The sequence below is a fragment of the Streptomyces sp. CA-106110 genome (genome assembly GCF_050936285.1).
In the GTDB taxonomy this organism is placed as follows: domain Bacteria; phylum Actinomycetota; class Actinomycetes; order Streptomycetales; family Streptomycetaceae; genus Streptomyces.
In genome coordinates this window covers 7,245,816-7,266,501 of sequence record NZ_JBNJNB010000001.1, presented here as the reverse complement: position 1 = coordinate 7,266,501, position 20,686 = coordinate 7,245,816, and the positions used below count along the sequence as shown (strand labels likewise).

Here is a 20,686-nt window from a genome sequence, read left to right as displayed (position 1 = left end):
AGGGCGTACGGCGCCGGACTCGTCCATAATCCCCCACCCCGGCGCCGGTTCGACGCGGACGAGGCCGGGCCCGGTGGCATTCCCACCGGGCCCGGCCTCGTCCCCCGTACTCCCCGCCGGGTGGCTACTCGGTCGCGATCGCGTTCAGTACGTTCATCCGGCCCGCCCTGAAGGCCGGGATCAGCGCCGCGAACAGGCCCACGAACGCCGAGCCGATGAAGACCGCGATGATGGTGCCCCACGGGATCTCGAGCACCTTCAGACCCTCCAGGGCCAGGAGCTTCTGGGCCGTGGCACCCCAGCCCATGCCGAGGCCGAGGCCGAGCAGGGCGCCGAAGAGGGCGATCACGACGGACTCCAGCCGGATCATCCTGCGCAGCTGGCGGCGTGAGAGACCGATCGCCCGCATCAGTCCGATCTCGCGGGTGCGCTCCACCACCGACAGGGCCAGGGTGTTCACGACGCCGAGGATCGCGACGATGATCGCCAGTGCCAGCAGACCGTAGATCATGTTCAGCAGCTGGCCGATCTGGTCCTTCAGCGCCTGCTTGTAGTCGGTCTGGTCCCGGACCGTGTACTGCGGATAGTCGTGCAGTGCCGACTTCAGCGACTTGTAGGCGGCCGTCTCCTGGCCGTCCTTGGCCGTGGCGAAGACCAGGACGTCCAGCGGCATCGTGTCGGCCGGCACGTACTTCGCGACGGTCGCGATGGAGGCGTACATCGCACCCTTGTCGATCACCACGTCGTCGCTGGTGATCGCGCGGACCGTCAGGCTCGCGGTCCTGCCGTCCTTGAAGTCGGCCTTCACCGTGGACCCGATCTTGATGTCGTGCTTCTTGGCGAAACCCTCGAAGACGGACATCGAGTCCGGCCGGTAGGCGTCCGCCAGGTTCCCCGCGACCGTCTTGGTGCGCAGGTCCTGTGCGTACGTCGGGTCGGCGGCGTTGACCGTCTCGTTCTTGGACGTGCTTCCGTCGGGCGTGGTCAGCGCGGCGTCCAGCACCTTGTACTCGGTGACCCGCTCGAGACCGGGCGTCGACTTCACCGCCTTGACCGCCTGCGGAGTGATCAGCTGGCCGCCGTCGTTCTGCACGATGAAGTCCGTGCCGACGGTCTTGTCCAGTTGCTCGGTCGCGGAGGCCACCATCGAGGAGCCGACCACCGACAGGCATGCCACCAGCGCGAGGCCGATCATCAGGGCGGCGCCCGTCGCACCGGTACGGCGCGGGTTGCGGAGCGCGTTGCGCTCGGCCATCCGCCCGACCGGGCCGAAGATCCGCAGGACGACCGCGCCGAGCGCCCGGACCACACCGCCGGCGAGCAGCGGGCCGATGGCGACGAAGCCGAGCAGGGTGAGGACCACGCCGAGGCCGAGCCACAGCGAGCCGTCCGTCGCCTTGGCCGCGGCTGCGGCCAGGTAGAGGCAGTAGGCGCCGGCGCCGGTGAAGAGCAGGCCGACCAGGGCACGTACGAATCCCGCCTTCGCGTCGGCCGGGGCGCCCACGTCGCGCAGGGCGGCCATCGGCGAGACCTTGCCGGCGCGCCGGGCGGGCAGGTAGGCGGACAGGACCGTGACGATCACACCGAGGGCGAGCCCGACCACCGGGGTCGTCCAGGCGACGGTGAGGTCGTCGGTGGACAGATGCATGCCCATCGAGCCCATGAGCTTCATCAGCCCGACCGCGATGCCGACGCCCGCGCCGACGCCGAGCACGGAGCCGAACACGCCGAGGAGCGTCGCCTCGGCCAGCACCGAGCGGTTGACCTGCTTGCGGGAGGAGCCGATGGCGCGCAGCAGCCCGATCTCCCGTGTCCGCTGGGCGACCAGCATGGAGAAGGTGTTGATGATCAGGAAGATGCCGACGAGGAAGGCGATCCCGGCGAAGCCGAGCATCGCGTACTTCATCACGTTCAGGAAGCCCTCGACGTCCTTCTGGTTGGCGTCCGCGGTCTCCTTGGCGGTCTGCACCTTGTAGGCGCCGCCGACGGCGGCCGCCACGTTCTTCTTCAGCTGTTCGTCGCTGACGCCCTTGTCCGCGTTGACGTTGACGTTCGTGTACACGCCGGTCTTGCCCACGAGCGTCTGCTGGGCGGTCCTGGTGTCCAGGTAGAAGATCGCGGCACCGGGGTTGGTGACGGTGAAGGTGGCGATCCCGGAGATCTTCGCGGTGTGCGTGCCGACCGCGCTGATCACACCGATCTCGTCACCGATTTTCAGATGGTGCTTGTCGGCGGTGTCGGCGTCGACCATGACCTGGGACGAGCCCTTGGGCGCCGCACCGGAGGTGATCTTCATGGTGCGGGCGTCGTTGCCGTTCCAGCTGCCCACGATGGTGGGCGCGCCGCTCTTGGGGGACAGGTTGTCCTTGGCGGCGTCGACGACGGTCACCGAGGTGGAGAACACCGTCCCCTCGGCCGACTTCACGCCCTGCACCTTGCGCACCTCGGCGAGCACGGAGGCCGGCATCGTGGGCGGTCTGCCGTTCCCGGAGGTGGTCTCCCCGCTGTCCGAGGCGCCCTTCCCGCTGACCGACACATCCGAGGTGGTGGCCGCGAAGAGCTTGTCGAACGTCGTGTTCATCGTGTCGGTGAAGACGAGTGTGCCGCACACGAACGCCACCGACAGCAGGACCGCGACGGCCGACAGGGCCATCCGTCCCTTGTGCGCGAAGAAGTTGCGCATCGAGGTCTTCAGGACGGTCATGACGTGCGCCCCCGGGCGTCGAAGTCCTTCATGCGGTCGAGGACCGCGTCCGCGGTCGGCTTGAGCATCTCGTCGACGATCCGGCCGTCGGCCAGGTACAGCACGCGATCGGCGTACGAGGCGGCGACCGGGTCGTGGGTGACGATCACGATGGTCTGGCCGAGGTCGTCGACGGAGCGGCGCAGGAAGCCCAGGATCTCGGCGCCGGCCCGCGAGTCGAGGTTTCCGGTCGGCTCGTCACCGAAGATGATCTCCGGGCGGGCGGCCAGGGCGCGGGCCACGGCGACGCGCTGCTGCTGACCGCCGGAGAGCTGGGTGGGCCGGTGCTTGAGCCGTCCGGCCAGGCCCACGGTCTCCACCACCCGGTCCAGCCACGCGCGGTCCGGCTTGCGGCCCGCGATGTCCATGGGCAGCGTGATGTTCTCGATCGCGTTCAGTGTCGGCAGCAGGTTGAACGCCTGGAAGATGAACCCGATCCGGTCCCGGCGCAGCTGCGTGAGCTTCTTGTCCTTCAGGCGGGTGATCTCCGTCTCGTCGAGGAAGATCTGACCGCTCGTCACGGTGTCCAGCCCGGCGAGGCAGTGCATCAGCGTGGACTTGCCGGACCCCGACGGGCCCATGATCGCGGTGAACTGGCTGCGGGCGATGTCCACGTCGACGTGGTCGAGGGCGACGACACGGGTCTCGCCGGACCCGTACGCCTTGACGACCTGCCGCGCTCGCGCGGCAACGGCCGTACGCTCTCCAGTGCCCCCGTGCCTGGGAATGGTCACGGCCGATGTCATGTCAAATCTCCTATGTCGGTCGGTCGGCGGGCGCAGTGGTCCCGCTTCACGTCGGTGAGTGCTTGGCTGCGTCGGTAAGTCTGGTGCCCGAAGGGGTTCCGGGGCGCTGGTGCCGGGCCCCGTATTCCGCTGGGGAAAACCCCACCCCGTGCGGTACGGCCGGCACGACCCCCGTGCGTCCCGGCCGCTCCCCAGCGTCGTAAAGCCAGGTTAAGGACGGCCCGGTCCGCTCTCGTCCTCCGTCCGGACGAACCCTCCCCGACCCCTGGTACGGAGCAACCCTTAGGGGCAGTCCACCGGAGGGTGGACCCCTTCTCAGGGTCGGCTCCCCCCGGCGCAGCCAGGTTCCACCCTGCCGTCGCGTGAGGGTCAAGCCGCTCGCCGCGTGCCGACCGGCTCGTCCGACGGTCCCGGGGTCGGAGCCGCTCCCTCCGTCGCATCAGGGTCCGTCGCATCAGGGTCGCCCTCCCGCCGCGCCGCGTCCGATGGGAAACTTGCGTGCAGCGGACAAATGCAACGGGAGGACATCCGGTGGGCGACACCACACATGCGACGCGCCAAGCGGTACAGCACACCGGATCCAAGACCCGCGGCGCCGTCGTCGCCGCACTGATGCTCTCCATGGCGCTGGCCGCACTGGACTCCACGGTCGTGTCGACCGCCGTGCCGCAGATCGTCGGCGACCTCGGCGGCTTCTCCGTCTTCTCCTGGCTCTTCTCCGGCTATCTGCTGGCCGTCACGGTGACCCTGCCCGTGTACGGCAAGCTCTCCGACACCTTCGGCCGCAAGCCGGTCCTCATCGCGGGCGCGGCCGTGTTCCTGCTCGGCTCGCTGCTGTGCGCGCTCGCCTGGAACATGGGGGCGCTGATCGCGTTCCGCATCGTGCAGGGCCTGGGCGGCGGCGCGCTCCAGGGCACGGTGCAGACACTCGCCGCCGACCTCTACCCGCTGAAGGAGCGGCCGAAGATCCAGTCGAAACTGTCCACGGTGTGGGCGGTGTCGGCGATCGCGGGTCCGGCGGTCGGCGGGGTGCTCGCCGCCTACGCCGACTGGCGGTGGATCTTCCTGGTCAACCTGCCGATCGGGGCCGTCGCGCTGTGGCTGATCGTGCGTCATCTGCACGAGCCGCACCGGGAGCGGGGTCCCCGTCCCCGTATCGACTGGGCGGGCGCGCTCGCGATCTTCGCCTGCGGAGGCGTCCTGCTGACCGCGCTGGTGCAGGGCGGGGTGGCCTGGCCCTGGCTGTCGGCACCCTCGCTGGCCCTCTTCGCCGCGGGACTCGCGCTGGTCGCGGTGGTGGTGGCGGTCGAGCGCCGGGCGGCGGAGCCGGTCATCCCCGGCTGGGTCTGGCGGCGCCGTACGATCGCCGCGGTCAACCTGGCCCTGGGCGCGCTGGGGCTGCTGATGGTGGCCCCGTCGGTCTTCCTTCCGACGTACGCCCAGGCGGTTCTCGGTCTCGGCCCCGTCGCCGCCGGGTTCGTGCTGTCCGTATGGACGTTGAGCTGGCCGGTGTCGGCCGCGCTCAGCCAGCACGTGTACCGGCGCATCGGCTTCCGCGACACGGCTCTGCTCGGGATCGGCACGGGGGCGCTGATCCTGCTGGCGTTCCCGTTCCTGCCGTATCCGGGCGCGGCATGGCAGCCGACCCTCTTGATGCTGGTGCTGGGCGGCGCGCTCGGCCTGTTCCAGCTGCCGCTCATCGTCGGTGTCCAGTCGACGGTGGGCTGGGCCGAGCGCGGTACGACGACGGCCTCCGTCCTCTTCTGCCGCCAGACCGGCCAGACCCTGGGTGCGGCCCTGTTCGGTGCGGTGGCCAACGGCGTCCTGTCCGCACACCTGGGCGGGGCGGGCGACCTGGACTCGATCACGAGGGGCCTCGACACGGGCCCCGCTCCGGAGGCGACGCGGCGGGCGATCGCGTCCGCCGTGCACGCCGTCTACCTGGGCGCGTCCTTCGCGGCCGCACTCGCCTTCCTGGCCCTGCTGTGCGTGGCACCGCGCCGCTTCCCGGTGTTGAACGCTCCGGGCGAGTGAACGAGAGTCGCACGGGGCCCGAGCGGGGGTACGCCGGGCGCGGCTTGCCATGCCGTCACCACGCCCGCCCGGCGGCCAACTCCCGTGAGTGCCACACGATCGCGCTGCCCGGCGGTGCCGCCAGGCGCTTCAGGCCCGTGCGGAACGCTCCGGGCGAGTGACCGAGAGCCGCACGGGCCCCGAGCCGGCGTGCGCCAGGCGCCAGGCCATGCCGTCACCACGCCTGCCCGACGGCCAACTCCCGTACGTGCCGCACGATCGCGCTGCCCGGCGGTGCCGCAAGGTGCTTCAGGCGTCGCCGTCGGCGCCGGGAGTCGGCCGGACGGACCGGCGAGACGTTCAAGGCTGAAGTAAACGCGGGTAACGACACAGGTCGGTGAAGTAAGCGCATACCGACCGCTCAGTTTGGTGAAAAGCCCGCACGGCCCGGAACGCCACGAGTAGCGTGCGTCGCCACCCCCCGCTCCCTGCGGTCCGCCGCCACGGACCCGAGCCGGCAAGGAGATACGGGATGCCCGATGCATTTCTGTCGTCGCACTCGTCGCCCGAGCACATACCGCCGAACTCCCCTTCACCGCGCCACTCGTCACCGTCGTACCCGACCTATCCCTGGCAGCCGCCGCCCGACGGGCCGAACCGGAGGCGGATGCCGCGCCACCAGCCGCTCGGGCGCCACAGCGATCTGCGCATTCTGCGCAGCGCCTACCGCCGACTGCGGCGCGTGGCCACGCTCACCGCGCTGGGCTACTTCACGCTCTTCCTGGTGCTTTCGGCGTTCGCACCGTCCTTCATGGCGAGGCCCGTCTCCGGCGGCCTCACCATGGGTCTGCTGCTGGGCCTGCTCCAGGTCCCCGTCACCTGTCTCGCGATCGCCGTGTACGAGTACACGGCCCGCCGCACCGTCGACCCGATCGCCGACCGCATCCGCAGACAGTCCGCGCTCGACGCCAGGCGGGAGGCCGCGCGATGACCGCGGCGAGCGCGGTCGGCGGGCTCACCGGTTTCAGCAGTTCGGCGCAGACCATGTCGCTCGTGGCGTTCACCTCTGTCGCCACCATCACACTCCTGCTGTGCGTGATGACCGGACCCGACCGCGACGACCTCGACGCGTTCTACACCGGCTACGGCTCCCTGTCCCCGATGAGCAACGGCCTCGCCATCGCCGGGGACTACATCTCCGCCGCCACCGTGCTCAGCACCAGCGGGATCATCGCGCTCACCGGGTACGACGGTGTCGTCCTCGCCCTGAGCACGGTCCTGTCGCTGATGCTGCTGATGTTCCTGCTGGCCGAACCCCTGCGCAACGCCGGCCGGTTCACCATGGGCGACGCCCTCGCACGGCGCATGCCCGGGCGTGCGGTCCGCATGACCGCGTGCATCGTGACCATCGCCGCGCTGCTGCCTTTGATGCTCGTCCAACTCGCCGGGGCAGGTGACCTGCTGGCCTTCATCCTCGGCTTCTCCGGCGACTCCCTGAAGACGGGCTGCATCATCGGTCTCGGCACCCTGATGATCAGCTATGCCGCGATCGGCGGCATGAAGGGCACCGCCCTCATCCAGATCCTGAAGATCGTGATGCTGCTCGGCTCCGGCGGGGCCGTCGCCGCGCTCATCCTGTACCGCTTCGGCTGGGACCCCGGCGCGCTGCTCCAGGCCGCCGCGCAGAACAGCGGCGCCGGGAACGCCTTCCTGCACTCGGGCCTGGAGTTCACGGGCGGCCCGGCCCCCCGGCTCGACATGATCACCTCCGAGCTGACGGTGGTGCTCGGCGGCGCCTGCCTGCCGCACATCACCATGCGCATGTACACGGCCAACAGCGCCCGGCAGGTGCGCCGCTCGCTGTCCTGGGCGGTGCCGTCGGTGACCTTGTTCGTCCCCGTCATCGCGGTCGTCGGGTTCGGCGCGACCGCTCTGATCGGGCGGGAGACCATCGCGGCCGCCGACCCGCAGGGCCGCACGGCCTATCTGCTGGGCTCCCGGGCGGCGTTCGGGCCGGACCTGTCGGCCGCCGCGACGCTGCTGTTCACCGCGGTGACGACGGCGATCTTCCTCACCCTGCTGGCGTCCGTGGCCGGAATGATCCTCGCCTGCGCCAACTCCCTCGCCCACGACGTGTTCGCCTCCCACGTACGGGACCTGGCACCGCGTCGTGAGATGACCGTGGCACGGCTGTCGGCGCTGGCGGTGGGCGCCGTGGCGATCCTGCTCGCCACCCTCGTCCAGCATCTCAGCCTTCAGCCGCTGGTGACGCTGTCGTTCTGCATCGGGGCGTCCGCGATCGCACCGGCGCTCGTGTACACCCTCTTCTGGCGCCGCTACACCCGAACCGGCCTGCTGTGGACGCTGATCGGCGGCACGGTGGCCACACTCGTCCTGATGACCGGCACCAACCTGGTCTCCGGCACCCCCGGCGCGGCCTTCCCGGACGCGGACTTCAACTGGTTCCCGTTCACCACCACCGGTCTCGTCTCCGTCCCGCTGGGCTTCGCCTTCGGCTGGCTCGGCACGATCGCCTCCGGCCGGCGCCAGGCCGCGGAACAGCGCCGGCAGTACGAGGCGGTGGAGGGATGGATCCTCGCGGGCGCGGTGCGACGAAGCGGCTGACGAAGGGGCGCCGCGGACGGCCGGGGCCGCCTACTCCGCGGCGGCCCGGCCCATCAGCATGGCGAGGCTGTTGCGCACATGGTCCATCTGGGCCTGCACACAGTTCCATTGCTCGGCGTGCTCCCGCAGCACCCGCTCCGTCTCCCTGGCGATGCGCTCCTCCGTCAGACGCGCATCGGCGATCAGCTCGGCGACGCGCGCCTGGGCGTCCCGCTGGAGGTGCCTGGTCGCCTCCTCGGTCTCGGCCAGCGCCCGCTTCGCCTCCGACAGGGAAGCCTCCGCGCGTGCCACCCGCTCCGCCTCCGACGCCTCGACCGCGGCGGCCCGCACCTCCGCGGCGCGCTCCTCGCCCTCCAGGCGCTCGGCGTGCTCCCGCTCCTGCTCGGTGAGGAGCGTCTCGGTGCGCTGCCGTACCTCGCGCAGCGCGGCCAGCGCCTCGCCGCGCCCCTCCTTCACCTCGCGCCGCGCCGCGATCCGTACATCGTCGGCCTCGGCCCGGGCGGCCAGCAGCCGGGTGCGGATCCGCTCCTCGGCCTCGGCGCGCACCGCGTCCGCGCTCGCCTGCGCGGTCTCCCGCAGCTGCCGGGCGGCGTCCTCCGCCGCGTCGACCAGGGCCTGCGTCTCCTGGCGCGTCTCCTCCCTGAGCGTGGCGGCCTGTTCCTGCGCCATGCCGAACAGCTGCCGGGCCCGGTCGCCGAGGGCCTCGTACGTCTGCGGGCCCAGTTGCGCCACCGTCTCGCGCAGCCGCTCCAGATCGCCCTCCATCTCCTTGGCCAGCACGGTGAGCCGGGCGGCTCGCTCCCAGGCGGCGTCGCGGTCCTGCGCGAGGGCCGCGGCGTACGCGTCGACCTGATCGGGACGGTAGCCGCGCCGCACGGGCAAGAAGCCGCGCGGCGACCCCGATGTGCTGCTCATGGATCCCCTCTCCGCCTGACCCACACCGGTCGATCATGTGCGCACATCTTGATGGATCAGGCAGAAGTGTTCATAACGCGACACTCCCCATGCAAGCAACGGATAACGCCGAAGAGCACCTGAAAAAGGGGCTGGGCCCGATCGCTCGTGCGACCGGGCCCAGCCCCATGGCGTTGCGTCAGGAACGGGTCACAGCAATCCGTCCCACATCTGCTCCAGCAGCACCGACCACCAGCTCTCCGGCGAACCGAGCGCCGCCGGGTCCAGCGAGGCGAGCTGCGCCTGGAAGTCGACGGTCCAGCGGCCCGCCTGCTCCTGGTTGAGCCCGAACCGAAGCCGCCACATCCGGCCCAGCAGCGCCAGACAGCGCGCGAACTCCGGCAGACCGCTGTTCACGAACTGCGGCGGCACCGAAACACCGCTGGCACCCGCTTCCACGGGCACCGCGACGATGTTCGCCGTGCCGTACTGCACACAGATCGCCTTGCCGAAGTCACTGCCCATCACCAGATACGAGCCCGCGTCCTGGGCGGGCTGCACTCCGCGCTCCTGCGCCAGCTCCGCCAGCGTGGGCACCGGACGGCCCGGCTGGGCCTGCGCCCAGAAGAACGGGCCCATGTCGAACGGCAGTCCGGCCACCACCAAGGTGTGCGCAACGATCGGCGGCACACCCTGCCGGGAGACCGCGGCCTGGTCGAACCTGAAGATCCCGGGACCGAACGCACCGGCAAGCTCCTGCGCGATGCCCTCCGGCGGGATCGGCGGCGTCGGCTGCAACGGGGGCAGCGGCGCGCGCACCGGACCCGGGCGCGCCGGACCGTCCGCCACCTGGTGCAACTCACCCTGATGCGCGAGCAGTTGCTGCATACCCTGCTGACGCGAGGCATGGTCGGTGCCGTACGGGGCGATGCTGGTGATCCGGGCCTGCGGCCAGTTCTCCCGGATCATCCGGGAGCAGTACGCACCCGGCAGCTCGCACGACTCCAACTCCGTGTGCAGTTCCAGCACCTGGTCCGGCGGCACGTTCATCGCCCGCAGCTCGTGGAAGATCTGCCACTCCGGGTGCGGGGTGCCCGGCGCCGAACGCCGGATCACCTGCTGCTCGGAACCGTCCTGCGCGCGGTAGCGCAACACGGCCTGGTAGCCGGGGCCGACCGTCGGCTGCCCGGGAGGCGGATACCCGTACGACGGCTGCTGCCCGGGCAGCGGCTGCCCCGGAACCCCGTGGGGAGCGACGGGCGGCACACCCGGCACCCCCGGGGGCGGCGGCGGAGGCGCACCGGGCGTCCCGGCCATCATCGTCTCGGCGTGATGCACGGCACCGGGAGCACCCGGAGCGGCGGGGGCACCCGAAGCACCGGGCGTCGCGGGACCACCCGGGGCACCAGGGGGCGTACCGGGCGCGCCAGGAGGCTCCGGCGGCTGCGGAGCACCCGGCCCGCCCGGACCGCCCGCCGGCGGCCCGGCAAACACCGTGGCGGCGTGATGCACACCGCCGGGAGGCGTACCACCCGGCTGATGCGGCGCACCCGGCGGCTGCGGCTGAGGAGGCCCCGGCTGGTGCGGGGCACCCGGAGCGCCGGGCGCGCCCGGAGCCTGAGGCGCTCCCTGCCCGCCCGGTGCCTGAGCCCCACCGGACCGAGGTGTACCCGGCGTCGCCGTGCCGTCCGGGCCGAGCTGCGAGACGAGTTGTGTGGGCACGTAGCCGCCCTGCGCGGCACCCGGCGGCGGAGGCGGAGGTGCGGCGCCCGGTCGCGCCCCCGGCGTGCCCGGCACACCCGGCGGCGGGGGCAGGGGCGCATCACCGGCGCGCGCGGCCCGCGGAGGCGCCGCCTTGCTGGTCGCGGCGTCGGCGATGTCCTCGGCGTTCGGCGCGAGCCGCGGGCCGGGCCCGGACGCACCGGCCGGGGGCTGCGGCGGACGCGGCGCACCGGGAACAGGCGCACCGGGACCGCCCGCAGGACCCTGCGGATAGCCGTACGAAGGAGCACCGGGAGGCGGCGGCGTACCAGGAGCACCCGGCCCCTGCGGCCCGACCTGCGAAGTCTCACCCGGCACACCACCGGGACCCTGCGGATAGCCGTACGAAGGCCCCGCCGGAGCCGGAGCACCCGGCCCCTGCGGAGCGCCCGGAACCCCCGCTCCCGGCTCGTCCACCACCGGAGCCACCGTCGTGCGGGGCAGCCGGCTGCCGCCCTCGATCAGCGCGGTCTGCGCGTCCGGCGCGGACGCCGGCGGCGTATCTGCGTCGGCATCGGTCAACTGCGGCGCGAACACCGTCGCCGGTAGCGGAACCGAACGGTCCTCGCCCGCCTCGGCGTTGGTGTCCGTCCCCGTCCACGGCGTCGCTCCCGCCGGCGCACCCTGCGCCGCGTCCCCGCCCCCGGCCGCAGGCCACGCCGTACCCGAGGACACCGGCTCCGCCGGGGTGGCGGCTGCCGCCGGACGCACTCCGGCACCCGCACCCTCGGACGCCCCGGACGAGGCCCCTTCACCACGGCGGCGATCCGGGATGCCCATCCTGTCCGCCGCCTCCTGGAGCCACTCCGGCGGACTCAACAGGAACGACGTCTGGTTCAGATCCACCCGCGCAGCACGCGCCGGCGACGGCTGCGGCACCGCGTCCCGCGCCCCGTACTCCTCCTCGTACCTCCGGATCACCTCACCCACCGGCAAGGCGGGCCACAACGTGGCCTCACCGCTGTCGCGGGCGATCACCAGCCGCTGCGCGCCCCCGTCCGACCGGGACCCCTCGGCGCGGTCCTCCGCCCACACCACGAAGCCGAGCTCGAACTCCCGTACCCGCACCTCACGATGCTGGTACGACGGCACATCACCGTTGATCCACTCTTCGGCGCGCTCCTGCGCCTGTGCGAACGTCACCATCGGCTCGACTCACTCCCCCACCGAAGACGCCGGCGACACCGGCACCGCACGCGCGAAACCGCCGTCCACCATCAGATTCGCCACCGTCTCCAACTCCGGCGGACTGCCCACCAACCGCGACAGGAACTGATCGAAATCGTCACCGCACGGCAGCAACAACCGCTGCACACGGTCCGCCGGAGGCCACGACGCATCCACGTCACGCGCGTCGTCGTACGCACAGAACCAGACCGAACCGATCCGGTCGCCCTTCACCTTCACGGCCAGCAGACCGCCCTGCACAAAACCGACGGCCAGGTAGTCCTTCGTCAGATGATCACGCAGGCACTTGTTCACATACACAAGGTCGTTGACCGCCGCCTCGTCACGTACCGTGAAGAACGGCTGATCCAGCAGCAGACCCAGCTCCGGATCGAGCGCCACACCCACCGGCGCACAACCACCCGCCGCCTTAAGGAACGAACGGTAGGCACCCGGCAACCGGTACCCCAAGTCCTCTTCGACACCCTGCACCTGCTGCTCCGACACAGCGACCGCCGACCTCGGCAACCCCAGGTGCGCCGGACGCGTCTCCTTCAACGGCCGCGTACCACGCTTGTTCTGATCGACGTTCGCCATCGCGATCCCACCGTGATGCCGCAGCAGCGCCTTCACCTCGACCGGGACCAACTCCAGGCGCCGCGACCCCCGAACGTGATGCCACGTCCACCCGTGCGGCGTCGCCACCGCCGGAATCGAGTCCCACAGATCGTGCCCCGACGCCGCCAGCGCCGCGTTCGCGGACACGAAATCCGTCAGCCGCAACTCATCCACACCGAACCCCTCCGGAGGCTCGGCGATCTCCGCGGCCGCACGGGCGTACGGCGAGAAATCCGGGTAGCCGTGCTCATCGACACGCACCCCTCCCGGGTGACGAGCAGCCCTCACCGGATCCGGAAAGTGCACCACCTGCCCGGCATAAGCCGCGTTCGGCGGCGCGACCTGTCCCCCGGCCTGGCCGCCGGGTGGTACTCCCAGCCCGAGCCGACCTGTCGTCATGACGATTGCCCCCTGCGGCGCTCTGTCCGGCCTCTACGGCCCTGTGGATCGCGGATGTCGACAGCCTAAGCGCTACGACGACACAGGTCACCGGCCTCAGGTCCGCCACCCACCGACCCCCGGCCACCCCGTGACCAGCCGTCACCCCGCTGTGATGCTACGACCAAACCCTGGCGTGTCGCAGCGCCCCAGCTTCCGCATCAGCGAGGGTATTTGGCAGTCTGTGTCCACCCAGGGGGGATGCAAGGGAGGGGAAGACGATCATGACAGCGACGCAAACAGGCACTTCGGGAGACCCACGCATCGGCTGGAGCGCCACCGAGGCCACCCCTGCCCCCACCCTCCGCCACCGCCGCGACGGCATACTGCCCACCGTCGCCGCCGCCCTCTCCGTCCGCGGCACCACCCTCACCGGCACCGCCGGACGCGGCGACCAGCCACCGATCCTGCACCCACTCGTACAGGACTTCCTCGATACCCTCACGAGCGGCCAGCGCGACCGCTTCACCGGACGCTGCGCCGAAGCGATCCTCATCTCCCGGCACATCGCCGCCGCCGACGCCGCCCGCAGCAAACGCGCCGCCCGCAAACCCATGACCAACGGCGAAGCCCGCAAAGCCCTCAAACAGGCCAAGCTCACCACCCGCCGCATCCGCGAGGACGGCGACCCCCTCCACGGCAGCTTCGCCACCCCCTGCCACGCCTGCACCGCACTCAGCGACCACTTCGGCGTACGCGTCGTCGACCCCACCGCACAGGACTGACCCCACAGCCCCCACCGCAGACCGCACCACCACCCGCGCCGACCACGGCACACGACGAACGAAGGGCAGATGCATACCGACCGCACCTCGACCACACGCTTCCCCGTCCCCGTCGACGCCGCACTCCGCGCCGCCGGCTGGCAACCGGGCCGCTGGGACATAAAGCAAGCCGAGATCTGGGCCGACACCCTCCGCAGCCACGAATCCCCCGCAGGCCACCGCCACGCGGTCTTCCCCGCAGCCGTCGAGGCCTGGGCGGAATTCGGCGCCCTGCACATCACCGCACAGGGCCCCGGCCGCGGCCTCGCCCCCGCCGCCCTCCACCTGGACCCCCTGCACGGCCTCCACATGGCCCGCACCCTCGGCGACCTCGGCCGCGCCCTCGACACCGAGGTCTGCCCCCTCGGCGAGGAAACCGACAGCCGCACCCTGCTCGCCATAGACACCGAAGGCCGCGTCTACGCCCTCGACCACACCGGCGACTGGTACCTCGGCCCCGGCATCGACCACGGCCTCACCACACTCCTGGCCGGAATCGAACCCGTACGGCTCACCGCCGGCTGACCACACCGGGCACACCCGAGAGCCACAACCCGCCCCGCGACAGCGCGACGCGGCGCCGCCTCACGCCACCTGGGCCGGAATCACCGCCGACACCCGGAACCCACCCGCATCCGTCGGCCCCGAAACAAACACCCCACCCAGCGCGCTGACCCGCTCCTTCATCCCCACCAGGCCATTGCCGCCACTCGGCAACCGGGCCGCCTCCGCCGAACCCGGCTCCGGCGGCGGCTCGTTCTCCACCTGCATCGCGATCTCCGCCGAACGATGCGCAAGCCGCACATGGGTCTTCGCACCCGCCGCATGCTTGTGCACGTTCGTCAGCGCCTCCTGCACCACGCGATACGCCGTCTGCTCCACCTCACGCGCATACGAACGCACCGCGCCCTCGACCGACAGATGGACCACCATCCCCGCCGCCGCCGACTGCCCGATCAACTCCTCGAGCTCCGCCAGCCTCGGACCGTCCGAACCCTCGTCCACAGCCCGCGACACAGCAGCCGCAACCACCGCACCCACCGAAGCCGACGGCACCACCGCCCGCGCCTGCCGGCCCACCGACCCCTCACCACTGCGCAGCACACCGAGCATCTCGCGCAACTCCGTCAACGCCTGCCGGCCCATGTCACCCACCAGCGCGGCGTTCCTGACGGCCTTCTCCGGATCCTTCCGCGCCACCGCCTGCAGAGCCGCCGCATGCACCACCATCAGACTCACCCGATGAGCGACGACGTCATGCATCTCCCGCGCGATCCGCGTCCGCTCCTCGTTCCGCGCCCACTCGGCTCGCTCCTCCGCCCGCTCCGCGAGCAGCATCAGCTCCCGCTCCAACGAGTCCGCCCGCTCCCGCAAGCTCTCCATCAACCGCCGCCGGGCACCCACATACAGACCCAGCAGCACCGGAGGAGCCGTCATACCGAGCGCCGTCGTCACCGACAGGAACGGAATGAACCCGCCCGCGATCGCCAGATCCCCCCGCACCATCCCCTGATGCGCCCGCACATACGTCACGATGAACATCCCGGCGAACGACATCCCGGCGAGCGCCCCGATGATCCGCCGGGGCAACTCGGACGCGGCCAGCGTGTACAGCCCCACGAGCCCCAGCAGGAACCCCATCTGAGCCGGCGTGATCGCGATCGAGACCAGCACCACGGCGATCGGCCACTTCCGCCGCAACAGCAGCGTGACCCCGGCAAACAGACCGAACACCATGCCGACAGGGACCGGCAGCCCGGCGTCCCGCGAGAACTGGATCCCCTCCACCGCACACTCCACGGCGGACACCGCCGCGAGCGAGACATCGAGCACGGCACTACGCCACCGCGCCCACCACCACGGCCCGGTGTCGGCCCCGGTGTCGACTTCCCCCGTCGTGGTCATGGCTCCCAGCCTACGGGCGCAAGGCCCAGGTTTTCCGGCGAGTTTCGACGGCTGGATCACACCACACTGCGTAATCGAACAGAAGCGAAACCGACCGCAATCCCTCGAACTGCTGAATCGCGCATCGTTCGACCCCGGACGTCCACATTCCGCCCGGACGGTATGCCCATGGCACGTGCACGAAGCAGCAAGTACGCGGACTTCGAGGGACTGAGGGAACAGGCGGTGGCGCTACGGCGCGCCGGGCTCAGCCGCCGGCAGATCCGCGACCGGTTGCACATCGACAACAACGACATCCTCAACCGGCTCCTGGAAGGGGAGCCACCACCGGAATGGACGCGGCGGCCCAACGCGAAGGACGACCTGCGCGACAAGGCGAGGGAGCTCCGGCTCCAGGGTTGGGCGTACGACCACCCGGGGATGATCCAGGTCTTCCTCGCCTGGCTCGACCTCTTGGGCGTGGAGCGCCACCGCCTGCGGTACACGGTCATGATCCACGAGACGGCTGATGTCACGGCTGCCGAGCAGTACTGGGCCGACCTAGTCGGCGCCGCACGATGCGCGTTCAACAAGACAACGATCAAGCGGCACAACCCCAAGACCGTCCGCAAGAACGTGGGCGATTCCTATCGCGGCTGCCTCGTCGTCAAAGTCCACAAGGGTGCCGACTTGTACCGTCGCATCGAGGGCTCCTGGTACGGCATAGTGGAGTCCGCACGCGAAGCCGATCAATCAAATCGGACATAGCGGGTAGATTATCCCGGATCGTCTAAAGGTAGGACAAACGGTTTTGGTCCGTTGAATGAGGGTTCGAGTCCTTCTCCGGGAGCCACAGCGCACAAGACCCAAGTTCGGGCCCTGACAGCACCGTCAGGGCCCGCTCTCATGTCCCCCCATGAACACCCCGGTATCCTGCGGATGTCCACCCCAGCCCCCTGAAGCCGAAGGGCATCCCCGTGAGCGCCAACCGCCCGGCCGCCGTCGTTGTTCTCGCAGCGGGTGAGGGCACCCGTATGAAGTCGGCCACACCCAAGGTTCTGCACGACATCTGCGGCCGCTCCCTTGTCGGGCATGTGCTCGCCGCCGCGCGCGAGCTGAAGCCCGAGCACCTCGTCGTCGTCGTGGGCCACGCCCGCGAGCAGGTCTCCGCACATGTCACCGGGATCGACCCGGATGTGAGGACCGCGGTCCAGGCCGAGCAGAACGGGACGGGGCACGCCGTCCGGATGGCCCTGGAGGAGCTGGGCGGGTCCGTCGACGGGACCGTCGTGGTGGTGTGTGGCGACACGCCGCTGCTCACCGGCGAAACGCTCCAGCAGCTCGCCGGCACGCACGAGGGGGACGGCAACGCGGTCACCGTGCTGACCGCGGAGGTGCCCGACGCCACCGGTTACGGCCGTATCGTCCGCGACGGCGGGACCGGCGCCGTCACCGCGATCGTGGAGCACAAGGACGCGAGCGAGTCCGTACGGGCGATCAAGGAGATCAACTCGGGGGTCTTCGCCTTCGACGGGCAGCTGCTCGCCGAGGCGCTCGGGAAGGTCAGGACGGACAACAGCCAGGGTGAGGAGTACCTGACCGACGTCCTCGGGATCCTGCGTGAGGCCGGGCACCGGGTGGGGGCCTGTGTGGCCGCCGATCACCGTGAGATCGCGGGTATCAACAACCGTGTGCAGCTGGCGGAGGCGCGTCGGCTGCTCAACGACCGGCTGCTCGTCGACGCGATGCTGGCGGGTGTGACGATCGTCGATCCGGCGACGACCTGGGTCGATGTGACGGTGACGTTCGAGCAGGACGCGGTGGTGCAGCCGGGGACGCAGCTGCTGGGTTCGACGCACATCGGTGAGGGTGCCGAGGTGGGGCCCAATTCGCGGCTGATGGACACCGTGGTGGGTGCGGGGGCACGGGTGGACAACACCGTGTCCAACGGGGCGTCCGTGGGGCCGCAGGCCTCTGTGGGCCCGTACGCCTATCTCCGTCCTGGTACGCGGCTCGGCCTGAAGTCGAAGGTCGGTACGTATGTGGAGACGAAGAACGCCTCGATCGGTGAGGGTACGAAGGTGCCGCATCTGTCGTATGTGGGTGACGCGACGATCGGTGAGTACACGAACATCGGGGCGGCGAGTGTGTTCGTGAACTATGACGGCAAAGACAAGCACCACACGACGGTGGGCTCTCATTGCCGTACTGGTTCGGACAACATGTTTGTGGCGCCTGTCACGATCGGGGACGGTGCCTATACGGCCGCCGGCTCTGTGATCACGAAGGATGTGCCGCCCGGTTCGCTGGCCGTGGCCCGTGGTCAGCAGCGGAATATCGAGGGTTGGGTGGCTCGTAAGCGTCCGGGGAGCGCGGCTGCGAAGGCGGCCGAGGCGGTGTCCCGGGAGCCGGAGGGCCAGGCCTGACCGGAAACAGGTACGTCTGACACGGCGTACCGTGATAAGTGCACACCCGTACCCCCACCAGCCGAGACGGCCGTCCGTTTGGGAGACCCAACGGGCTGTGGCGGCCTCTTGGTACCGAGCTGAGAACACCTCTGAGGAGACAGTGCTGTGACCGGGATCAAGACGACCGGCCAGAAGAAAATGATGTTCTTCTCCGGCCGCGCCCACCCCGAGCTTGCCGAGGAGGTCGCCCACCAGCTGGGTGTCGGGGTCGTCCCGACGAAGGCCTTCGACTTCGCCAACGGTGAGATCTATGTGCGTTACCAGGAGTCGGCGCGTGGTGCCGACTGCTTCCTGATCCAGAGCCACACGGCTCCGATCAACAAGTGGATCATGGAGCAGCTGATCATGATCGACGCGCTGAAGCGTGCGTCGGCGCGTTCCATCACGGTGATTGTGCCGTTCTACGGTTACGCGCGGCAGGACAAGAAGCACCGGGGGCGTGAACCGATTTCGGCGCGTCTGATCGCCGACCTGATGAAGACGGCGGGTGCGGATCGCATTCTGACGATCGACCTGCACACGGATCAGATCCAGGGCTTCTTCGACGGTCCGGTGGACCACCTGTTCGCGCTGCCGCTGCTGGCGGACTACGTGGGTCAGAAGGTGGACCGGGACAAGCTGACGGTCGTGTCTCCGGACGCGGGCCGGGTGCGGGTGGCGGACCGCTGGTGCGACCGTCTGGGTGCGCCGCTGGCGATCGTGCACAAGCGGCGTGACAAGGACGTCGCGAACCAGGTGACGGTGCACGAGGTCGTCGGTGATGTGAAGGGCCGTATCTGTGTCCTGGTCGACGACATGATCGACACGGGTGGCACGATCTGTGCGGCCGCGGACGCGCTGTTCGCGCACGGCGCGGAGGATGTGATCGTGACGGCGACGCACGGTGTGCTGTCCGGTCCGGCGGCGGACCGGCTGAAGAATTCGAAGGTGAGTGAGTTCGTCCTGACGAACACCCTGCCGACGCCGGGTGAGCTGCAGTTGGACAAGATCACGGTGCTGTCGATCGCGCCGACGATCGCGAGTGCGGTGCGTGAGGTGTTCGAGGACGGTTCGGTGACGAGCCTGTTCGACGAGCAGTGATGCTGCCGAGGTAGAGATCGTTTTGGGTGCGGCCTCCCGCTCCGAGTAGACTGCAGCAGTTGCTCGGCGAGGGAGGCCGTACTCATGGGTACGGCGGTCCGTAATCGACGCGCTCTTCGTAGCAGGCCGTTCGTGGCCGGGTGACCCCGTCCGTTTCTGGTTTCTACGAGGAGTGATCATGCCCGAGGTGAAGATCGCCGCTGAGACGCGCACCGAGTTCGGCAAGGGTGCCGCGCGTCGTATCCGTCGTGACAGCAAGGTTCCGGGTGTCCTGTACGGGCACGGTTCTGACCCGCTGCACCTGACCCTGCCGGGTCACGAGCTGCTGCTCGCGCTGCGTACGCCGAACGTCCTGATCTCGCTGAACATCGACGGCAAGAAGAGCGAGCTGGCGATTCCGAAGGCCGTGCAGCGTGACCCGCTGAAGGGCTTCCTGGAGCACGTGGACCTGCTGCTGGTCAAGCGCGGCGAGAAGGTCACGGTCGAGATCCCGGTCCAGACCGAGGGCGAGCTGGCCCCGGGTGGCAACCTGCTCGAGCACGTGCTGGCCGCGCTGCCGGTCGAGGCCGAGGCCACGCACATCCCCGAGGCGGTCACGGTCTCGGTCGAGGGTCTCGAGGCCGGTGCCTCGGTCCACGCCAAGGACATCACTCTGCCGTCGGGTGTGACCCTGGCGGTCGACGAGGACGCTGTGGTTCTGCAGGTCCTGGCCGCGCAGGTGGAGGAGGCTCCGGAGGGCGAGGAGGCCGCCGAGGGCGAAGAGGCCCCCGCCGAGGCCTGATCCTCACTGTCGTCGTTTCGTCAGCCGCTGTTCCCGCGAGGGACGGCGGCTGGCGCGTATCAAGGAGACATGGACGTGACCACCGCCGCAGGCGCTCCCTGGCTGATCGTCGGCCTGGGCAATCCGGGACCCGAGTACGCGATGAACCGGCACAACGTCGGTTTCATGGTGGCCGATCTGCTGGCCGGGCGGATCGGGGGGAAGTTCAAGCGTGCGGGCAAGGCGCAGGCGCAGGTCGTGGAGGGGCGGATCGGTCCTCCGGGGCCGGCGAACCGTCGGGTGATCCTCGCGAAGCCGATGTCGTTCATGAACCTGTCGGGTGGTCCGGTGAACGCCTTGCGGGACTTCTACAAGGTGCCGGTGGGGAACGTGGTGGCCGTGCACGACGAGCTGGACATCGATTACGGCACTCTGCGGCTGAAGCTGGGCGGGGGCGACAACGGCCACAACGGGCTGAAGTCGATCACGAAGGCGATGGGAGCGGACTATCACCGGGTGCGGTTCGGCATCGGGCGTCCTCCGGGGCGTGTGCAGGTGGCGGATTTCGTGCTGAAGGACTTCTCGTCGGCGGAGCGCAAGGAGATGGACTACTTCGTGGACCGTGCGGCGGACGCGGTGGAGTGTCTGGTGATCGAGGGGCTGGAGCGGGCGCAGGGCACGTACAACTCCTGAGTGCGTGGGCGGGGTCCCGGGGGCGTCGATAC

Annotated in this window: 17 protein-coding genes and 1 tRNA gene; 11 read left to right on the top strand and 7 right to left on the bottom strand. The window is 70.2% G+C overall.

The features are described 5' to 3' along the window. Positions 1 to 124 precede the first annotated feature (124 nt). Positions 125 to 2,704: an ABC transporter permease gene (locus tag ACQEXA_RS33615; RefSeq protein ID WP_432928551.1), complete on the bottom strand. Its 2,580-nt coding sequence runs from the start codon at positions 2,702 to 2,704 to the stop codon at positions 125 to 127. Next, positions 2,701 to 3,489 carry an ABC transporter ATP-binding protein gene (locus ACQEXA_RS33610; RefSeq protein ID WP_433131900.1) on the bottom strand — a complete coding sequence of 263 codons (789 nt, stop codon included), beginning with the start codon at positions 3,487 to 3,489 and terminating at the stop codon, positions 2,701 to 2,703. Before ACQEXA_RS33610 ends, ACQEXA_RS33615 begins: the two co-directional genes overlap by 4 nt. A 531-nt stretch (positions 3,490 to 4,020) precedes the next feature. Here ACQEXA_RS33610 and ACQEXA_RS33605 point away from each other — a divergent pair. Next, complete coding sequence (locus tag ACQEXA_RS33605; protein WP_433131898.1) at positions 4,021 to 5,523, top strand: MFS transporter; 1,503 nt, start codon at positions 4,021 to 4,023, stop codon at positions 5,521 to 5,523. A gap of 214 nt (positions 5,524 to 5,737) precedes the next feature. Here ACQEXA_RS33605 and ACQEXA_RS33600 read toward each other — a convergent pair whose 3' ends face one another. Next, positions 5,738 to 5,866: a hypothetical protein gene (locus tag ACQEXA_RS33600; protein WP_432928556.1), complete on the bottom strand. Its 129-nt coding sequence runs from the start codon at positions 5,864 to 5,866 to the stop codon at positions 5,738 to 5,740. A 168-nt stretch (positions 5,867 to 6,034) separates the two neighbouring features. Between ACQEXA_RS33600 and ACQEXA_RS33595 the strand changes: the two genes are divergently transcribed. Next, a complete protein-coding gene (locus tag ACQEXA_RS33595; RefSeq protein ID WP_432928558.1) occupies positions 6,035 to 6,493 on the top strand; it encodes a DUF485 domain-containing protein in 459 nt (152 codons plus the stop codon). Continuing rightward, positions 6,490 to 8,127 (top strand): cation acetate symporter, encoded by a 1,638-nt coding sequence (locus tag ACQEXA_RS33590; protein ID WP_432928560.1) that lies wholly within the window; start codon positions 6,490 to 6,492, stop codon positions 8,125 to 8,127. Before ACQEXA_RS33595 ends, ACQEXA_RS33590 begins: the two co-directional genes overlap by 4 nt. Before the next feature lie 30 nt (positions 8,128 to 8,157). Here ACQEXA_RS33590 and ACQEXA_RS33585 read toward each other — a convergent pair whose 3' ends face one another. The 3 genes from ACQEXA_RS33585 to ACQEXA_RS33575 all read right to left on the bottom strand — a co-directional run bounded on the left by ACQEXA_RS33585 (position 8,158) and on the right by ACQEXA_RS33575 (position 12,966). Beyond that, positions 8,158 to 9,042 (bottom strand): cellulose-binding protein, encoded by an 885-nt coding sequence (locus tag ACQEXA_RS33585; protein WP_432928562.1) that lies wholly within the window; start codon positions 9,040 to 9,042, stop codon positions 8,158 to 8,160. A gap of 189 nt (positions 9,043 to 9,231) precedes the next feature. Continuing rightward, a complete protein-coding gene (locus ACQEXA_RS33580) occupies positions 9,232 to 11,928 on the bottom strand; it encodes an SUKH-4 family immunity protein (RefSeq protein ID WP_432928564.1) in 2,697 nt (898 codons plus the stop codon). 9 nt (positions 11,929 to 11,937) lie between these two features. Next, positions 11,938 to 12,966 (bottom strand): SMI1/KNR4 family protein, encoded by a 1,029-nt coding sequence (locus ACQEXA_RS33575; protein WP_433131896.1) that lies wholly within the window; start codon positions 12,964 to 12,966, stop codon positions 11,938 to 11,940. Between the two features lie 263 nt (positions 12,967 to 13,229). Here ACQEXA_RS33575 and ACQEXA_RS33570 point away from each other — a divergent pair, with 263 nt between their 5' ends. Both ACQEXA_RS33570 and ACQEXA_RS33565 read left to right on the top strand, forming a co-directional pair. Further along, on the top strand, positions 13,230 to 13,730 hold the full coding sequence (locus ACQEXA_RS33570; protein ID WP_432928567.1) for a YwqJ-related putative deaminase: 501 nt from the start codon (positions 13,230 to 13,232) through the stop codon (positions 13,728 to 13,730). 69 nt (positions 13,731 to 13,799) lie between these two features. After that, positions 13,800 to 14,294, top strand: a complete 495-nt coding sequence (locus ACQEXA_RS33565; protein WP_432928569.1) for an SUKH-3 domain-containing protein — start codon at positions 13,800 to 13,802, stop codon at positions 14,292 to 14,294. A 60-nt stretch (positions 14,295 to 14,354) separates the two neighbouring features. Here the strand turns inward: ACQEXA_RS33565 and ACQEXA_RS33560 are convergent, their stop codons facing one another. Continuing rightward, entirely contained in the window at positions 14,355 to 15,674 is a 1,320-nt protein-coding gene (locus ACQEXA_RS33560; RefSeq protein ID WP_432928571.1) for a sensor histidine kinase, read from the bottom strand. A gap of 168 nt (positions 15,675 to 15,842) precedes the next feature. Between ACQEXA_RS33560 and ACQEXA_RS33555 the strand changes: the two genes are divergently transcribed. The 6 genes from ACQEXA_RS33555 to pth all read left to right on the top strand — a co-directional run bounded on the left by ACQEXA_RS33555 (position 15,843) and on the right by pth (position 20,654). Beyond that, a complete protein-coding gene (locus ACQEXA_RS33555) occupies positions 15,843 to 16,421 on the top strand; it encodes a hypothetical protein (RefSeq protein WP_432928573.1) in 579 nt (192 codons plus the stop codon). A gap of 11 nt (positions 16,422 to 16,432) precedes the next feature. Continuing rightward, a tRNA-Gln gene (locus tag ACQEXA_RS33550) sits at positions 16,433 to 16,506 on the top strand. Positions 16,507 to 16,630: 124 nt separating this feature from the next. Beyond that, complete coding sequence (glmU, locus tag ACQEXA_RS33545; RefSeq protein WP_432928575.1) at positions 16,631 to 18,079, top strand: bifunctional UDP-N-acetylglucosamine diphosphorylase/glucosamine-1-phosphate N-acetyltransferase GlmU; 1,449 nt, start codon at positions 16,631 to 16,633, stop codon at positions 18,077 to 18,079. Between the two features lie 147 nt (positions 18,080 to 18,226). Further along, complete coding sequence (locus ACQEXA_RS33540; RefSeq protein ID WP_432928577.1) at positions 18,227 to 19,201, top strand: ribose-phosphate diphosphokinase; 975 nt, start codon at positions 18,227 to 18,229, stop codon at positions 19,199 to 19,201. A 178-nt stretch (positions 19,202 to 19,379) separates the two neighbouring features. Further along, on the top strand, positions 19,380 to 19,982 hold the full coding sequence (locus ACQEXA_RS33535; RefSeq protein ID WP_432928579.1) for a 50S ribosomal protein L25/general stress protein Ctc: 603 nt from the start codon (positions 19,380 to 19,382) through the stop codon (positions 19,980 to 19,982). Between the two features lie 69 nt (positions 19,983 to 20,051). Beyond that, positions 20,052 to 20,654, top strand: coding sequence for an aminoacyl-tRNA hydrolase (gene pth / locus ACQEXA_RS33530; RefSeq protein ID WP_432928581.1), 603 nt, complete (start codon positions 20,052 to 20,054; stop codon positions 20,652 to 20,654). Positions 20,655 to 20,686: the final 32 nt, after the last annotated feature.